The following is a 14,194-nucleotide window of genomic DNA, read 5'->3' on the forward strand; positions in this document are numbered from 1 at the left end:
CCCTTCTCGCGTACGCGTCAGAGCAGTGACATGTGCACGTGGTCGGTGTGGTTCGAGGGGCCGCTGTAGGAACTCCAGCCGGTCGCCGGGAACCAGATCTGCCGGTTCCAGATCACGTAGTAGATGCCCAACCGGTCGGCGTTACGGATGAGGAAGGCGGCCACCTCGTTGCCGTACCGGCGGGTGTCGTTGTTGTGCCACGGCGAGAAGCCGCTGTTCTGCAACGACCAGTCGCACGCCTTGCCCTTGGGGTGCTCCCACGGCCCGCCGGGGCGGTAGCAGCCCACGAAGCGGTTGAAGCCGGCGCGCTTGACCTCCTTGTACGCGTGCAGCGTGCGCGGCGTGACGCAGCCGGAGGTGGTCGGGTCGTTCTCGCTGCACGACTCGGACTTCCACCCGCCGTCGGCGGTGCGGCCGGGGCCGATCTTGGCAACCGGCGAGGTGGCCGAGACCAGGCCACCGGTGAAGTCCAGCCCGCCGACCAGCTTCAGCGCCTTCTGCGCCTCGACCTTCTCGCGGGCCATCGCGTTCGTCTGCTTCTCCTGCTCGCGCACCTCGGCGTCGAGCGCGATCTTGGCCTGTTCGGCGCGCGTCTTCACCGCGTTGATGGCGGCGAGCCGCTGCCCGTTGAACAGGTTGAGTTCGTCCAGGGCGCTGGCCCGGCGGACGAACGAGTCGGGCGAGTCGCTCTCCAGCAGCATCGCCATCGCACCGACCCGACCGGTGCGGTAGGACTGCGCGGCGATCTCGGTGACCTGCGGGCTGAGCGCGTCGAGCTCGTTCTGCGCCGCCTTCACCTCGAGCGCGAGCTGGAGCTGCCGCTTGCGCGACGTGTCCAGCTTGGACTTGGCCTGGAGGTAGGCCCGGTTGGCGGCGGTGACGGCCTCGCTGATCAGCGGTGGGTCGTCGTCCTCCGAGTGCCCCGAGGGGTTGGGGGCGGCGGTGTGCGGGGCCGCCGACGCCGGGGTTGGCCCGACCAGCACGGCGAGCGCGGCGAGCACGGCCACCACGGGTGTCAAGCAGCGGCGCAGGGGTGCCGTCACAGTGTTCCCTTCCGTCGGCCGCCGACCGGGTTAGCTGACGGGTTCGGGACGGAAGCGGCCCCTACCGCTGACGCGGATTCACCCCATGTACCTGGTTCCCCGGCTCGCCCGGAGGCGATTGGGCGGCGGCACCGCAGGCGCCGGTGCGCGCCTTCGGCGGTGACCGGCAGCGAGGTTACCCGAGATGTCGACCGGGGATCTACGCCCGGAAGCCGACCAATCGCGAGAATTCGACATTGCCCAGCGTGACCAGCATCGCGTTTCCCGCGCGCCGTCACGCTGCGGAGTGTCACCATGCGACATCCGTACTTCCCCGGCGGCCGGGCCACCGTTCGGCCGGCGTCCCGCCGAGCGCCTCCAGCGCTTCGCCGCGGGCCGCCGGGGGGCGGTCCGGCGGTGGCGGCGACGCCTCGGCCGCCGGCCCGCGCCGCCCGGCGGTGGCCACGACCGCGGCCAGCGCGGTGGTGAGCGGTACGGCGGCGATCAGACCGAGCGTCGCCACCGCGCTGCGGACGATCTCCTGGGCCAGGAACTCGCTGGTGAGGATCTCGCTCACCGGGCGGGAGTCGGCCACCAGCAGGAGCAGCAGCGGCAGCGAGGCGCCCGCGTACGCCAGCACGATGGTGTTGACAGTGGACGCGATGTGCGCACGGCCCACCCGGGTGGCCGCCCGGTAGAGCTGCCGCCGGGACAGGTCGGGGTTGGCGTGCGCCAGCTCGGTGACGGTGGCCGCCTGGGTGACCGTGACGTCGTCCAGCACGCCCAGCGAGCCGATGATGATGCCGGCCAGCAGCAGCCCGTGCAGGTCCACGCCGCCCTGGAACATGGAGAGCGTGGTGGCGTCCTCGCTGCCGAAGCCGGTCAGGTGGGTGGCGGCGGTGGCGAGCGTGCCCAGCACGCCGGTGACCACCAGGCTGCCGAGCGTGCCGAGCACCGCGACCGACGTCTGCGCGGTGATCCCGTGGGTCAGGTAGAGCACCACGAACATGATCAGCGCGGCGCCGACGATCGCCACCGGCAGCGGGGACCGGCCGGCGCCGATGCCGGGCAGCACGAAGCCGAGCAGGATGGCGAAGCTCGCCACCAGCCCGCCCAACGCGGCCAGCCCGCGCCAGCGCCCGAACGCCACGATCGCGGCGGCGAAGAGCGCCACCAGCCAGATCAACGGCGTGGCGCGCTGGTGCTCGGCGATGTTGTACGCCTTCACCGACGGGTCGGCCGGGTCGGTCAGCTCGACCAGGATCACCTCGTCGCCGACCTCGACGCGTGGTGCGCCGGGCCCGTCCGGGATCGGCGTCTCGACCTGCCGGCCGGCGTCCGGGCCCTGCTCCGCGGCGACCGTCACGGTGCCGCACCGGCCGCCGCCGCCCTCGGGGGCCTCCGGCGTGGGCGGGCAGGGCTCGGTCACCACCCGGGTCACCGTGCCGTGGTGGCGTGGCACGTTCTCGGCTTCGGCCGGCTCCGGGCCGCCGCCCCGGGGCCAGAGCACCAGCGCCGCGAGCACGGTGAGCACGAAGAGCGGCACCACGGTCGCGAGCAGGAGCCGGCGTACGCCCGGCGGCGCGGCGAGGGCGGGACGGGTGTGGTCGGCGCCCACGCTGGCTCTCCCTACGAATCGCGGCGCACCGATTCACCGGCCCGGTCGTCCACCCGGCCGGCGCGGACGCGTCCTGCCCACGCCCGTGCTTGCCGCCCGGATCATGGTAGCCACCCCACCTGCGCGATCTTGCAGTTGTGGCCCTGGCAAACGGCGCCAACAGGGCGCTTCGAGGGCCGCAACTGCAAGATCGGCGGGGCGGGGCGGGGCGGGGGGCGGGGGTGGGTCAGCCGCGTTTCATGAGGCGGCCTACGGCGGCCATCATTTCGGTTGCCATCTCGTCGGCTCGGCCCTCGGCGGCGCCCTCGTGCATGCAGTGCCGGGCGTGGCCGTCGAGCAGGCCCAGCGCGACCTTGTCCAGCGCGGCCTGGATGGCGGAGATCTGGGTCAGCACGTCGATGCAGTAACGGTCGTCCTCGACCATCTTCTCGATGCCCCGGACCTGCCCCTCGATGCGGCGGAGCCGCGCGAGCAGTTGGTCCTTGCTGGCGGTGTAGCCCCGGACCGGGGTGGACGGCGTGGTCATGCGTCGAGGATACCGTACCCCTCGGGGGTATGATACCGTTCGGCTTGTACCCCCAGGGGGTATCAGAACGGAGGGCGAGATGGACACCACCTACCAGGTGCGGGGCATGACCTGCGGGCACTGCGTCAACGCGGTCAGCACCGAGCTGAGCGCGCTGCCGGGCGTCACCGACGTCCAGGTCGACCTGGCCACCGGCCGGGTCACCGTCACCAGCCGGGAACCACTGGACGCGGACGCCGTGCGCGCCGCCGTCGACGAGGCCGGCTACGACCTCGCCGGGGCGTGACGGGTCCGCGGACCCGCAGAACCGAGGAGGCACCATGAACACGGCGACGAAGCTGAGTGGCTTCGCGCTCGGCCTCGCGGCGATGTTCACCGGGGCGTACGGGATCGGTCACGTGGCCGGTCCCGCCGCCCCGGCCGCCGAGACCCGACACGAGACCACCGACACCGACCACGGAGCCGCCGGCCACGGCGACGAGAGCGCCGGCGACGCGCACCTGCCCGGCGGCCTGCTGGTCTCCGAGCGGGGCTACACGCTCCAGCCGGTGACCGCCCCGGCCGGCGAGTTCGCGTTCCGGATCACCGGCCCGGACGGCGCACCGGTCACCCGCTACGACGTGGCGCACGACAAGCGCATGCACCTGATCGTCGCCCGCCGCGACCTGTCCGGCTTCCGGCACGTGCACCCGGAACTGGCCGCCGACGGGACCTGGCGGGTCGCCTCGCCGCTCGCCGGGCCCGGTGTCTGGCGGGCGTTCGCCGACTTCACGCCGACCGGCGGCGAGTCGCTGACGCTCGGCGTCGACGTCACCGTCCCCGGCCCGCTGGCCGCCCGGCCGCTGCCGGCGCCGGCCACCACCGCCACGGTCGACGGCTACACGGTCACGCTCACCGGCACGCCGGAGCCCGGCCGCACCAGCCGGCTCACGCTCACCGTCAGCCGGGCCGGTCGCCCGGTCACCGACCTCCAGCCCTACCTCGGCGCGTACGGGCACCTGGTGGCGCTGCGTCAGGGCGACCTGGCCTACCTGCACGTGCACCCGGAGGGCACGCCCGACGACGGGCGCACGCCCGCCGGGCCGGCGGTCACGTTCGCGGCCGAGGTGCCGTCCGCCGGGGCGTACCGTCTCTACCTGGACTTCCGCCACGGCGACACGGTGCACACCGCCGAGTTCACCGTCCTGGCCGGCGATCAGCCCACGCCGGCATCCACCACCGCATCGACCCCGGACGCCGGACACGGCACGCCGGGGCACGGGCACAGTTGACCGGGGAGGTGTCGCGATGACCACCACGGGAAAGACGCTGCCGACCGCGCCGAACCTGATCGAACTCGCGATCGGCGGCATGACCTGCGCGTCCTGCGCCGCCCGGATCGAGAAGAAGCTCAACCGGATGGACGGCGTCGAGGCCACGGTGAACTACGCCACCGAGAAGGCCACCGTCCGGTACGCCGACGACATCGCGCCGGCCGACCTGATCGCCACCGTGGAGAAGACCGGCTACACGGCCGAGGTGCCGCCGCCGCCCGCCCGCGCCGGGGAGGTCACGGCCGCCGAGCCGGTCGACGAGCTGCGCGTGGCGCGTACCCGGCTGTGGGTGTCCGCCGTGCTGACGCTGCCGGTGATCGTGCTGGCGATGGTGCCGGCCTGGCAGTTCGACTACTGGCAGTGGGCCTCGCTCACGCTGGCCGCGCCGGTGGTGGTCTGGGGCGGGCTGCCGTTCCACCGGGCCGCGCTGGTCAACCTGCGGCACGGCGCGGCGACCATGGACACGCTGGTCTCGCTCGGCACGCTGGCCGCGTTCGGCTGGTCGCTCTGGGCGCTCTTCCTCGGCGACGCCGGGATGCCCGGGATGACGCACCCGTTCCGGTTCGACATCACCCGCGGCGACGGCGCCGGCAACATCTACCTGGAGGCCGCCGCCGGGGTGACCGTCTTCATCCTGGCCGGGCGCTACTTCGAGGCCCGCGCCAAGCGCACCGCCGGCTCCGCGCTGCGGGCCCTGCTGGAGCTGGGCGCGAAGGACGTGGCCGTGCTGCGCGGCGGGCAGGAGGTCCGGATCCCGGTCGACCAGCTCGCGGTCGCCGACCGGTTCGTGGTCCGGCCCGGCGAGAAGGTCGCCACCGACGGCGTGGTCGAGGAGGGCACCTCGGCGGTCGACGCCAGCATGCTCACCGGCGAGTCGGTGCCGGTCGAGGTCGGGCCGGGCGACGCCGTGGTGGGCGCCACCGTCAACGCCGGCGGCCGGCTGGTGGTCCGGGCCACCCGGATCGGCGGCGACACCCAGCTCGCCCAGATGGCCCGGCTGGTGGAACAGGCGCAGACCGGCAAGGCGGCGGTGCAGCGCCTCGCCGACCGGATCTCCGGCGTGTTCGTGCCGATCGTGATCGCCCTGGCCGCCGGCACGCTGGGCTGGTGGCTCGGCACCGGCGCCGGGCCCACCGCCGCGTTCACCGCCGCCGTGGCCGTGCTGATCATCGCGTGCCCGTGCGCGCTCGGCCTGGCCACCCCGACCGCGCTGCTGGTCGGCACCGGGCGCGGCGCGCAGCTCGGCGTGCTGATCAAGGGACCGGAGGTGCTGGAGTCCACCCGACGGGTGGACACCGTGGTGCTGGACAAGACCGGCACCGTCACCACCGGCCGGATGACGCTTGTCGAGGTGCTGCCCGCCGACGGCGAGGACGCCGGCGAGGTGCTCCGGCTGGCCGGCGCGCTGGAGGCGGCCTCCGAGCACCCGATCGCGCGGGCGGTCGCCGAGGGCGCGGCCGAGGCCGGTCCGACGCCCGCCGTCGTCGACTTCGCGAACGCCGAGGGGCTCGGCGTGACCGGCACGGTCGACGGCCGGAGCGTGGTGGTCGGGCGGCTCCGACTGCTGCGGGAGCGCGGTCTCGACGTACCCGAGGAGGTCGTGCGCGCCGCGACCGGCGCGGAGGCCGCCGGCCGCACGGCGGTCCTGGCCGGCTGGGACGGGCGGGCCCGGGGCGTGCTCGCGGTGGCCGACGCGGTGAGGCCGACCAGCCGGGCGGCGGTCGACCGGCTGCGCGGCCTGGGGCTCACCCCGGTGCTGCTCACCGGCGACAACGCCACCGTGGCCGGAGCGGTGGCCGCCGAGGTGGGCATCGACGAGGTGATCGCGGAGGTGCTGCCCGCCGACAAGGTGGCCGTGGTCGAGCGGCTCCAGGGCGAGGGCCGGGTGGTGGCCATGGTCGGGGACGGGGTCAACGACGCCGCCGCGCTGGCCCGCGCCGACCTCGGGCTGGCCATGGGCACCGGCACCGACGTGGCCATCGAGGCCGCCGACCTGACGCTGGTACGGGGCGACCTGCTGGCCGCGGCGGACGCCATCCGGCTCTCCCGCCGCACGTTGACGATCATCAAGGGCAACCTGTTCTGGGCGTTCGCCTACAACGTGGCCGCGCTGCCGCTGGCCGCCGCCGGGCTGCTCAACCCGATGCTCGCCGGCGCGGCGATGGCCTTCTCGTCGGTGTTCGTGGTGGCGAACAGCCTGCGGCTGCGGCGCTTTCGCCCGATCGGGTGACGCCGGGCACCGGCATGGTTGGGCGGGCGGCCGGTTGGGTAACTCGTTGTCGTCACGCAACTGTTGAGCTGGAGGTTCCGATGGGTCTCGACGACAAGATCGACAACGCTTCCCAGGACACCGCGGGCAAGGTCAAGGAGGGCATCGGCCGGGCGACCGACAACGAGCGCCTCGAGGCCGAGGGCCGCAACGACCAGGCCGGCGCCAAGCTCAAGCAGGCCGGCGAGAAGATCAAGGACGCCTTCAAGAGCTGACGTACGCTCGCACACCCCACCGGGCCGGCCTTCGGGCCGGCCCGGCGTGCTGCGTGGCGGTCAGCGCGGCACGCGGTAGCGGATGTGGGTGACGGTGGGACCCGCGACCACCCGCTCCGGCGTCAGGGTCACGTCCAGCGGTCCGTCGAAGAGCGGCGTGCCGCCGCCCAGCACGATCGGCACCACGTGCAGCCAGAGCGAGTCGAGCAGGCCCGCCGCCAGGTAGCCGCGTACCGTGCCGCCGCCACCGGCCACACACACGTCGCCGTCGCCGGCCGCCTCCCGGGCCCGCTCCAGCGCCGCCTCGGCGCCGTCGGTGACGAAATGGAACTCGGTGCCGCCGGCCATCAGCAGCGACGCCCGCGGGTGATGGGTCAGCACATACACCGGGGCACGGAACGGCGGATCGGCACCCCACCACCCGGTCCAGGCCCGGTCCCACGGCCCCTCGCCGCCGCCGAACATGCGCCGGCCCATCACGTACGCCCCGACGCCGGCGGTCATCTCCTCGACCACGTCGGCGTCGACGTTGCGTTCCCCGCCGGTGAGGGCGTGCTGCGTGCGCCAGCTCTCGGTGGCGAACGCCCACTCGTGCAGCCGCAGGCCGCCCTGCCCGAGCGGATCCTGCACGCTCTGACCCGGCGCGGCCACGTACCCGTCCAACGACATCGACAGTTGACTGGTGACCTCTCCCATGAGGGGTGGACCCGCCGGGCCGGCGGAACTCATCGCTCGGCGGCCAGCCGCGCGGCGCGTACCTCCAGGTAACGCCGCTCGGGCAGGCTGGTGGTGGCCCGGGCGGCGGCCAGGTAGGCGGTCCGGGCGTCCGCCCGGTCGCCTGCCAGTTCGAGCAGGTGGGCGCGGACGGCGGCGAGGCGGTGGTGGCCGGCGGTCCGGTCGTCGGCGTGCAGCGGGGCGAGCAGCGCCAAGCCGGCCCGGGGGCCGTCCACCATGGCCACCGCGACGGCCTGGTTGAGCGTGACCATCGGGTTGGGCGCGAGCCGGGCCAGCACCCGGTAGAGCGCCACGATCTGCGGCCAGTCCGTGGTCGCGGCGGTGGGCGCCTCCGCGTGCACCGCGGCGATGGCGGCCTGCACCTGGTACGGGCCGGGCGCCGACCAGGTCAACGCGTCGGTCACCAGCGCGATCCCCTCCGCCACGGCAGCGGTGTCCCAGCGGGTGCGGTCCTGCTCGGCCAGCGGCACCAGCTCCCCGTCCGGTCCGGTCCGGGCGGCCCGGTGCGCGTCGGTGAGCAGCATCAGCGCCAGCAGCCCGGCCACCTCGCCCTGGTCCGGCAGCAGCCGGTGCAGCTCCCGGGCCAGCCGGATCGCCTCCCCGGTCAGCTCGGCCCGGTGCAGCGCCTCCCCGCTGGACGCGGTGTAGCCCTCGTTGAAGATCAGATAGAGCACGCGCAGCACCGCGCCCAGCCGTTCGTCCCGGTCGGCGCCCGACGGGAGCGTGAAGCGTGCCCCGGCCGCCTCGATCCGCTGCTTGGCGCGGCGGATCCGCTGGCTCATGGTCGCTTCCGGCACCAGGTACGCCCGCGCGATCTCGGCGGTGCTCAACCCGCCCACCGCGCGCAGCGTGAGCGCCACCTGGGCGTTGACCGGCAACGCCGGGTGGCAGCAGAGAAACAGCAGCCGCAACGTGTCGTCCCGGCTCGGCGGCTCCTCGTCGGCGGGCGGGGCGACCGCCGCGTACGCCGGCTGCCGGACCGCCACCGCGACCTCGCGCGCCCGGCGGGCGTGTTCGCTGCGCCACTCGTCGGTGAGTCGGCGGGTGGCCACGGTGACCAGCCAGGCGCGGGGATGCTCCGGCACGCCCTGCGCCGGCCACCCGGTGGCGGCGGCGAGCAGCGCCTCCTGGACCGCGTCCTCGCAGGCGTAGAACTGGCCGTGCCGGCGGACGAGCACGCCGAGGACCTGCGGCGCGAGTGTCCGCAGCAGGTCCTCGACCGCCCGGGAGGTCACATCTCCGTCCCGGCCTGCTCCATCACCGCGCGCACCTCCAGCACGCCGAAGCCGAGCCGCACGTCCGGCCAGCTCGCGGCGATCTCGACGGCCCGCTCCGGCGTCTCGCAGTCGACCGTCAGATAGCCGGCGAACTGCTCCTTGCTCTCCACGAACGGGCCGTCGGTGATCTCCGTGCCGCCGCCCGCCGGGCGTACGGTCCGGGTCTGCGACGGGTCGGCCAGCGCCTCCCCGCCGACCAGCTCACCGGACTCGGTCAGCGCCTTCATGATCTCGCCGACCTCGCCGAAGATCGCGGTGCGCTCCGCCTCGGTCAGCTCGTCGGCGAAACCGGGCCGGTTCCAGATCAGCAGCATGTACTTCACGGTCCACTCCTCGGGTACGGGCCACCGTCGGTGGCGCCTCACGGACGGGTCGGAGCCGACCGACCCGATCCGACACGGGGGAGACGCCATGTCGGGTGCGTCTGACGTCGCTCCCGTTACCACAAACGCACCCGAACCTCGCAGGCCTCGCGTGCCAGGTGAGGACGGGTCAGCGTGGGCCGGGTAGGGGGCGAGGGGCGGGGCGGCCGGCGTCGAGGGAGGCGCGGTCGGCGGCGGTGGTGCCGGAACTCCACCCCTCCGTGTCACGCACCTGGAGCCGGTGCCGGGTGGTGCCGGGAAAGAGCTGGTCGGCGCGTTCCCGGACGGCGTCCGACCGGGCCGCCAGCACCGGCAGCAGCCGATCGTCGGCGTGTTCCTCGGCCGCCGCCGTGCTGGCCGCCCGCAACCGCTCCCCGATCCGCAGCGCGAACGCGTTGAGGAACGACTCGTCGTAACCCTTCGTACGCCGGCCGCCGCCCTTGCCGCGTCCGCTGCGATCGCCACGCCCGCGCAGCATCGCGGCGGTGGCCTGCACCAGCAGCGACGTGTGCAGCAGTTCCACCGCGGCCAGGTCGGCCGGGAACCCGAGCACGGTGGCGAAGCCCAGGTCGTCGGACCAGACCGACTCGCACCGGTTCGCCGCCGCCACCTCCTGGACCAGCAGCGCCTTCGCCGCCGCGTACGGGGCGTCGGTGCCGAGGCGCATCCCGCCCGGCTGGTCGGGCCGCTCGGCGGTGGCGGCGAGCAGCGCCGCGTCGATGCTGTGCCGGGCCATCAGCTCCTGCGCCTTCGCGGTGAACGCCTCCGCCTCGGCCGGGTAGCCGCTCGACTCGGCCTTGGCCAGCAGCGCGCGTACCCGGTCGAGCATCCGGGAACCGGTGGCCGGCACGGCGGCGAGCGGGACGGCGGCGCCGCCGGGCGGTGGCCGGAGCACCGCGATCGGCGGCAGTGACTCGACCAGCACCAGCGCGTCGACCGCGTCCCGCAACGCGGTGATCCGGTCGCCGTCGGCGCGGCGGTCCAGCCAGCCCGCGTCGGCGTCCCAGTGGGCGGCCAGGTCGGTGAGCTGCTCGTCGAACCAGGCCGGCACCGGTGCGGGCAGCGCGCGCCGCTGGGCGGCCAGTGTGTCGCGCAGCAGCCGGGCGCCCCGCGCGGTCAGCCGGCGGGTGGCGAGCCGGTCCACGTCGACCGGCTGCCAGCCGCGCGGCCAGAGCCGCCCCACGGCGCGGGCGAGGCGGGCGAGCAGTGCCGCGTCCACCGCCGCGCCGTCGCCCACCACCAGAGCGTCGAGGGCGCGCTCGGCGGCGCGTACGTCGGTGCCGCGCGCCGCCGCGAGGGCGTCGTCGAGCAGCGTCTCGGCTGGTGACACGGGTGGCTCCCCTGGAATCCGACAGGCGGCAGGTCGTCCACCCCGGCACAGACGGTACCCGGCCCTTCCGTTCAACCGTCCGGACCTGGTATCCGTACTCCTGGCCGGAACGCGGGCGGGGCGACGGACGGAGAGCGACGTGGGCGGGCAGGACCGGGGCGTGCACCGCCGCCGACGACGGTCGGGGGCCGGCCTCCGCGCGTTCGCGGCGGTGCTCGTCGTGACCGGCCTCACGGCGATCGGTGGGTACGCGGTGCGACGCCACCCGGAGCTGCTGGCCTCGGTCGGGGTGGACCGGACCGTGCCGGCGGCGATGCCGTCCGCGCGCCCGCCGGCGGCGACCGCCCCGCCGGTGAAGATCGCCCCGTCGCCGGTCCCGGCAGCCGGCCGGGTGTCACCCGCCATCGGCTACCCGCTCCGGGGCGGGGGCGGGTTCCGCACCGCCGACACCACCGGCGCGGTCGCCGGGCGCGGCGGTGAGCTGCTGCGGTACCGGGTCGCGGTCGAGGACGGCATCCGCAACGTGGACGTGGAGCGCTTCGCCCGGGACGTCGCGGCGACGCTCGCCGACCCGCGCGGCTGGACCGGTGACGGCCGGTGGCGGCTGCAACGGGTGGGCCGGGACGCGCCGGCCGACTTCACCGTGCTGTTGACCACGCCGGTCACCCGGGGGGAGCTGTGCGGCGACCCGACCGACCGCTACACGTCCTGCCGCAACGGCGACCGGGTGGTGATCAACGTGGCCCGCTGGGTGTACGGCGTGCCGCACGTGCCCGACCTCGGCCTCTACCGGCACTACCTGCTCAACCACGAGGTGGGCCACCGGCTCGGCCACGGCCACGAGCGCTGCCCCCGCTCCGGCGGCCCGGCGCCGGTGATGGTGCAGCAGACGCTCGGCCTGCACGGCTGCACGCCGAACGCGTGGCCGATGGTGGGTGGCGAGCCGCTGGCCGGCCCGTCCGGGCAGTACGACGACCCGATCCCGGCCGGGGACCACTGACCCGCCGACCCGCCGGGTGAATACTGGCCGGGTGGAGAGCCGCCCCCGCCTGCTGCTGGTCGAGGACGACCACGCCCTGTCCGGTCTCCTCGCCGACCTGCTCACCGAGGAGGGGTACGACGTCGACGTGGCCGGCGACGGCCACCTCGGGCTGCACCGGGCGCTGACCCGGGACTACCAGGTCATGGTGGTCGACCGGGGGCTGCCCGCGCTGGACGGGCTGGAGCTGGTCACCCGGCTGCGGGCGCACGGCGTCGCCTGCCCGGTGCTGCTGCTCACCGCCCGTGGCGCGGTGCACGACCGGGTCGCCGGCCTGGACGCCGGGGCGGAGGACTACCTGGTCAAGCCGTTCGAGGTGGCGGAGCTGTCGGCCCGGCTGCGGGCGTTGCGCCGCCGCCACCCGGACGGCGCGAGCTGGTTGCCGTTGGGCCGCGGCCGGCTCGACGTGGGTAATCGTCGGGTCGTCGACGGCGCCGAGGAGATCCCGCTCTCCGCCCGCGAGTTCGCCGTGCTGCACGCCCTCGCCGGCCGGCCCCGCAAGGTCTTCACCCGGGCGGAGCTGCTCAACACCGCGTTCGACCGCGCCGACGCGCCCGGCACCGTCGACGCCTGCGTCCACCACCTGCGCCGGAAGCTGGGGCGGGACGCCGTCCGGACGGTGCACGGGCTGGGTTACCGGCTCGGGGCCGGCTGAGCGTGGACGAGGCCCGGCTCGCCCGTGCCCGCCGGCGCAGCGTGGCGCAGACCGCCGGCGCGATCGGGCTGGTCCTGCTGCTCGTCGGCGCGCTGATGTTCGCGCTGACCAGCCGACAGGAGTCCCGGGCGTTGGACGGTGAGCTGACCCGGGTGCTGGCCGCCGCCGAGGACGTCGACGATCCGCCGCCGGGGCAGTTCCTGGCGCGGCAGCGTCCCGGCGACCCGGTCGTCGAGGTGACGCCGGGCGCGTCCCCGGAGCTGACCCGCGTGCTCGACGAGGCGGTACGCCGTCCGCCCGGCCGCCACGACGCGACGGCCGGCGATGACCGGCCGGTCCGGGTGGCGGTGGCGCGCCGGGCCGACGGCACCCGCTGGGCGGTCGCCGCCGAGCTGGCCCCGCTCCGGCGCCGGCAGGGGCAGCTCGGCCTCGCGCTGCTGGTGGCCGAGCTGGCCGGACTGGCCGGCGCGCTGGTGACCGCGACACTGCTGGCCCGCCGGGCGGTCGCCCCGCTGGCCGCCGCGTTGGGCATGCAACGCCGGTTCGTGGCGGACGCCTCGCACGAGCTGCGTGCCCCGCTGACCGTGCTGCACACCCGGGCGCAACTGCTGGCCCGGCGGGCCCGGGAACAGCCGGCGGAGCGGCTGGCCGGGCAGCTCGACCAGCTCGTGGCGGACACCCGGGCGCTCGGCGAGGTGGTGGAGGACCTGCTGGTGTCGGCCGCCGCCGAGCACCAGCCGCTGCCGGACACCGCGGTGGACCTGACCGAGGTGGCCCGCGAGGTGGTGGGCAGCATGTCCGCGTACGCCGGCGAGCGGCAGGTGGAGCTGCGGCTGGTGGCGGCCGGTCCGGCGCTGGTCCGGGGCGCCGGCCCGGCCCTGCGCCGGGCGGTGACCGCGCTGGTGGACAACGCCGTCGGGCACGTGCCGGCGGGCGGGCACGTCACGGTGACCGTGTCCCGCCGGGACGGGCGGATCGCCGCCGAGGTCGCCGACGACGGGGTCGGCCTGGACCCGGCGGAGGCGGACCGCCTGTTCGCGCGGTTCGCGCACGGCACGGCCGGGGCCGGTCGGCGGTTCGGTCTCGGTCTCGCCCTGGTCCAGCACGTGGCACAGGCGCACCGGGGCACGGTCGAGGTGGCCGGCGCGCCGGGTCGCGGCGCCACCTTCACGCTGCTGCTGCCGCCCGCCTGAGCGGGTACGGGCCGGATCCCCGCTCCGGAGCGGGTCGGGGCAAGAACTTCGCAAGAAACGCCGGGCACGGTGAGGGCGGACCGACGCCCCGACCGCCGAGGAGATCATCGTGCCGGACTCCGTGAACGGACTGCCCCTGCATCCGCTGGTGGTGCACGCGGTGGTGGTCCTGCTGCCGCTGGCCGCGCTGGGCGTGCTCGCGTTGGCCGTACGCCCCGCCTGGCGGGGCCGCTTCGGGTGGCTCGTGGTGCTGGTCGCCGCGCTGGCCACCGCCGCGATCCCGCTGGCCACGGAGAGCGGGGAGAGCCTGGAGCGGCGGGTCGGCGACCCGGGCCGGCACGCCGAGCTGGGCGACCAACTGCTCTGGTTCGCGTTGCCGTTGCTGCTCGTCGCCGTCGCGCTGGTCTGGTTGCAGCGCCGGGCGGAGCGGCCGGCCGATGCCGGGGCGAGGACCGGACCCGGCGTCCCGGGCGTGGTGGTGGCCGTGCTGGCGGTGGTGGTGGCCGCGGCGAACCTGGTCCAGGTCTACCGGGTGGGCGAGTCCGGGGCGAAGGCGGTCTGGGGTGACGTCCCGGCGGCCACCGCGGAACAGGGCGACTGAGCCGTCCGTCCCGGTGGCCGGGCCGCCGGACTGCGGAGC

Annotated in this window: 15 protein-coding genes and 1 riboswitch; of the genes, 8 read left to right on the forward strand and 7 right to left on the reverse strand. The window is 75.3% G+C overall.

Annotation, left to right across the window (positions count from 1 at the left end; genetic code table 11):
- Positions 1 to 17: 17 nt before the first annotated feature.
- The 3 genes from ACLQ2W_RS04955 to ACLQ2W_RS04965 form a co-directional block, all read right to left on the reverse strand.
- Positions 18 to 1,043, reverse strand: a complete 1,026-nt coding sequence (locus tag ACLQ2W_RS04955; RefSeq protein WP_425785386.1) for a coiled-coil domain-containing protein — start codon at positions 1,041 to 1,043, stop codon at positions 18 to 20.
- Between the two features lie 4 nt (positions 1,044 to 1,047).
- A riboswitch (cyclic di-AMP (ydaO/yuaA leader) is annotated at positions 1,048 to 1,178 on the reverse strand.
- A 154-nt stretch (positions 1,179 to 1,332) separates the two neighbouring features.
- Positions 1,333 to 2,640, reverse strand: a complete 1,308-nt coding sequence (locus ACLQ2W_RS04960; RefSeq protein ID WP_425785387.1) for a YibE/F family protein — start codon at positions 2,638 to 2,640, stop codon at positions 1,333 to 1,335.
- 226 nt (positions 2,641 to 2,866) lie between these two features.
- On the reverse strand, positions 2,867 to 3,166 hold the full coding sequence (locus ACLQ2W_RS04965; RefSeq protein ID WP_281943313.1) for a metal-sensitive transcriptional regulator: 300 nt from the start codon (positions 3,164 to 3,166) through the stop codon (positions 2,867 to 2,869).
- Positions 3,167 to 3,245: 79 nt separating this feature from the next.
- On the opposite strand from ACLQ2W_RS04965, the gene ACLQ2W_RS04970 reads away from it, so the two are divergent.
- The 4 genes from ACLQ2W_RS04970 (at position 3,246) to ACLQ2W_RS04985 (ending at position 6,963) form a co-directional block, all read left to right on the forward strand.
- Positions 3,246 to 3,452: a heavy-metal-associated domain-containing protein gene (locus ACLQ2W_RS04970; RefSeq protein ID WP_357294236.1), complete on the forward strand. Its 207-nt coding sequence runs from the start codon at positions 3,246 to 3,248 to the stop codon at positions 3,450 to 3,452.
- Positions 3,453 to 3,486: 34 nt separating this feature from the next.
- On the forward strand, positions 3,487 to 4,437 hold the full coding sequence (locus ACLQ2W_RS04975; protein ID WP_425785388.1) for a hypothetical protein: 951 nt from the start codon (positions 3,487 to 3,489) through the stop codon (positions 4,435 to 4,437).
- A 16-nt stretch (positions 4,438 to 4,453) separates the two neighbouring features.
- Positions 4,454 to 6,709, forward strand: coding sequence for a heavy metal translocating P-type ATPase (locus ACLQ2W_RS04980; protein ID WP_425785389.1), 2,256 nt, complete (start codon positions 4,454 to 4,456; stop codon positions 6,707 to 6,709).
- Positions 6,710 to 6,789: 80 nt separating this feature from the next.
- Positions 6,790 to 6,963: a CsbD family protein gene (locus ACLQ2W_RS04985; RefSeq protein ID WP_281943306.1), complete on the forward strand. Its 174-nt coding sequence runs from the start codon at positions 6,790 to 6,792 to the stop codon at positions 6,961 to 6,963.
- A 60-nt stretch (positions 6,964 to 7,023) separates the two neighbouring features.
- On the opposite strand, the gene ACLQ2W_RS04990 is transcribed toward ACLQ2W_RS04985, so the two are convergent.
- The 4 genes from ACLQ2W_RS04990 to ACLQ2W_RS05005 form a co-directional block, all read right to left on the reverse strand.
- Positions 7,024 to 7,659, reverse strand: coding sequence for a dihydrofolate reductase family protein (locus tag ACLQ2W_RS04990; RefSeq protein WP_425785390.1), 636 nt, complete (start codon positions 7,657 to 7,659; stop codon positions 7,024 to 7,026).
- Positions 7,660 to 7,688: 29 nt separating this feature from the next.
- Complete coding sequence (locus ACLQ2W_RS04995) at positions 7,689 to 8,933, reverse strand: RNA polymerase sigma factor (RefSeq protein ID WP_425785391.1); 1,245 nt, start codon at positions 8,931 to 8,933, stop codon at positions 7,689 to 7,691.
- On the reverse strand, positions 8,930 to 9,289 hold the full coding sequence (locus tag ACLQ2W_RS05000) for a YciI family protein (protein ID WP_405094129.1): 360 nt from the start codon (positions 9,287 to 9,289) through the stop codon (positions 8,930 to 8,932). Before ACLQ2W_RS05000 ends, ACLQ2W_RS04995 begins: the two co-directional genes overlap by 4 nt.
- 178 nt (positions 9,290 to 9,467) lie before the next feature.
- On the reverse strand, positions 9,468 to 10,667 hold the full coding sequence (locus ACLQ2W_RS05005; protein WP_425785392.1) for a DUF2786 domain-containing protein: 1,200 nt from the start codon (positions 10,665 to 10,667) through the stop codon (positions 9,468 to 9,470).
- A 139-nt stretch (positions 10,668 to 10,806) separates the two neighbouring features.
- On the opposite strand from ACLQ2W_RS05005, the gene ACLQ2W_RS05010 reads away from it, so the two are divergent.
- The 4 genes from ACLQ2W_RS05010 (at position 10,807) to ACLQ2W_RS05025 (ending at position 14,155) form a co-directional block, all read left to right on the forward strand.
- Positions 10,807 to 11,667 carry a DUF3152 domain-containing protein gene (locus ACLQ2W_RS05010; protein WP_425785393.1) on the forward strand — a complete coding sequence of 287 codons (861 nt, stop codon included), beginning with the start codon at positions 10,807 to 10,809 and terminating at the stop codon, positions 11,665 to 11,667.
- A gap of 31 nt (positions 11,668 to 11,698) precedes the next feature.
- Positions 11,699 to 12,361, forward strand: coding sequence for a response regulator transcription factor (locus ACLQ2W_RS05015; RefSeq protein ID WP_425785394.1), 663 nt, complete (start codon positions 11,699 to 11,701; stop codon positions 12,359 to 12,361).
- A gap of 2 nt (positions 12,362 to 12,363) precedes the next feature.
- Positions 12,364 to 13,554, forward strand: coding sequence for a sensor histidine kinase (locus ACLQ2W_RS05020; protein ID WP_425785395.1), 1,191 nt, complete (start codon positions 12,364 to 12,366; stop codon positions 13,552 to 13,554).
- A 109-nt stretch (positions 13,555 to 13,663) separates the two neighbouring features.
- A complete protein-coding gene (locus ACLQ2W_RS05025; RefSeq protein WP_425785396.1) occupies positions 13,664 to 14,155 on the forward strand; it encodes a DUF2231 domain-containing protein in 492 nt (163 codons plus the stop codon).
- Positions 14,156 to 14,194 lie beyond the last annotated feature (39 nt).

It is taken from the genome of Micromonospora sp. DT227 (genome assembly GCF_049841835.1).
In the GTDB taxonomy this organism is placed as follows: Bacteria; Actinomycetota; Actinomycetes; order Mycobacteriales; family Micromonosporaceae; genus Micromonospora.

What these genes read in the sequence shown, in the direction of transcription:
- ACLQ2W_RS04965 (WP_281943313.1), bottom strand. Translation starts at nt 3,166, where the DNA reads ATGACCACGCCGTCCACCCCGGTCCGGGGCTACACCGCCAGCAAGGAC.
- ACLQ2W_RS04970 (WP_357294236.1), top strand. Translation starts at nt 3,246, where the DNA reads ATGGACACCACCTACCAGGTGCGGGGCATGACCTGCGGGCACTGCGTC.
- ACLQ2W_RS04975 (WP_425785388.1), top strand. Translation starts at nt 3,487, where the DNA reads ATGAACACGGCGACGAAGCTGAGTGGCTTCGCGCTCGGCCTCGCGGCG.
- ACLQ2W_RS04980 (WP_425785389.1), top strand. Translation starts at nt 4,454, where the DNA reads ATGACCACCACGGGAAAGACGCTGCCGACCGCGCCGAACCTGATCGAA.
- ACLQ2W_RS04985 (WP_281943306.1), top strand. Translation starts at nt 6,790, where the DNA reads ATGGGTCTCGACGACAAGATCGACAACGCTTCCCAGGACACCGCGGGC.
- ACLQ2W_RS04990 (WP_425785390.1), bottom strand. Translation starts at nt 7,659, where the DNA reads ATGGGAGAGGTCACCAGTCAACTGTCGATGTCGTTGGACGGGTACGTG.
- ACLQ2W_RS05000 (WP_405094129.1), bottom strand. Translation starts at nt 9,289, where the DNA reads ATGCTGCTGATCTGGAACCGGCCCGGTTTCGCCGACGAGCTGACCGAG.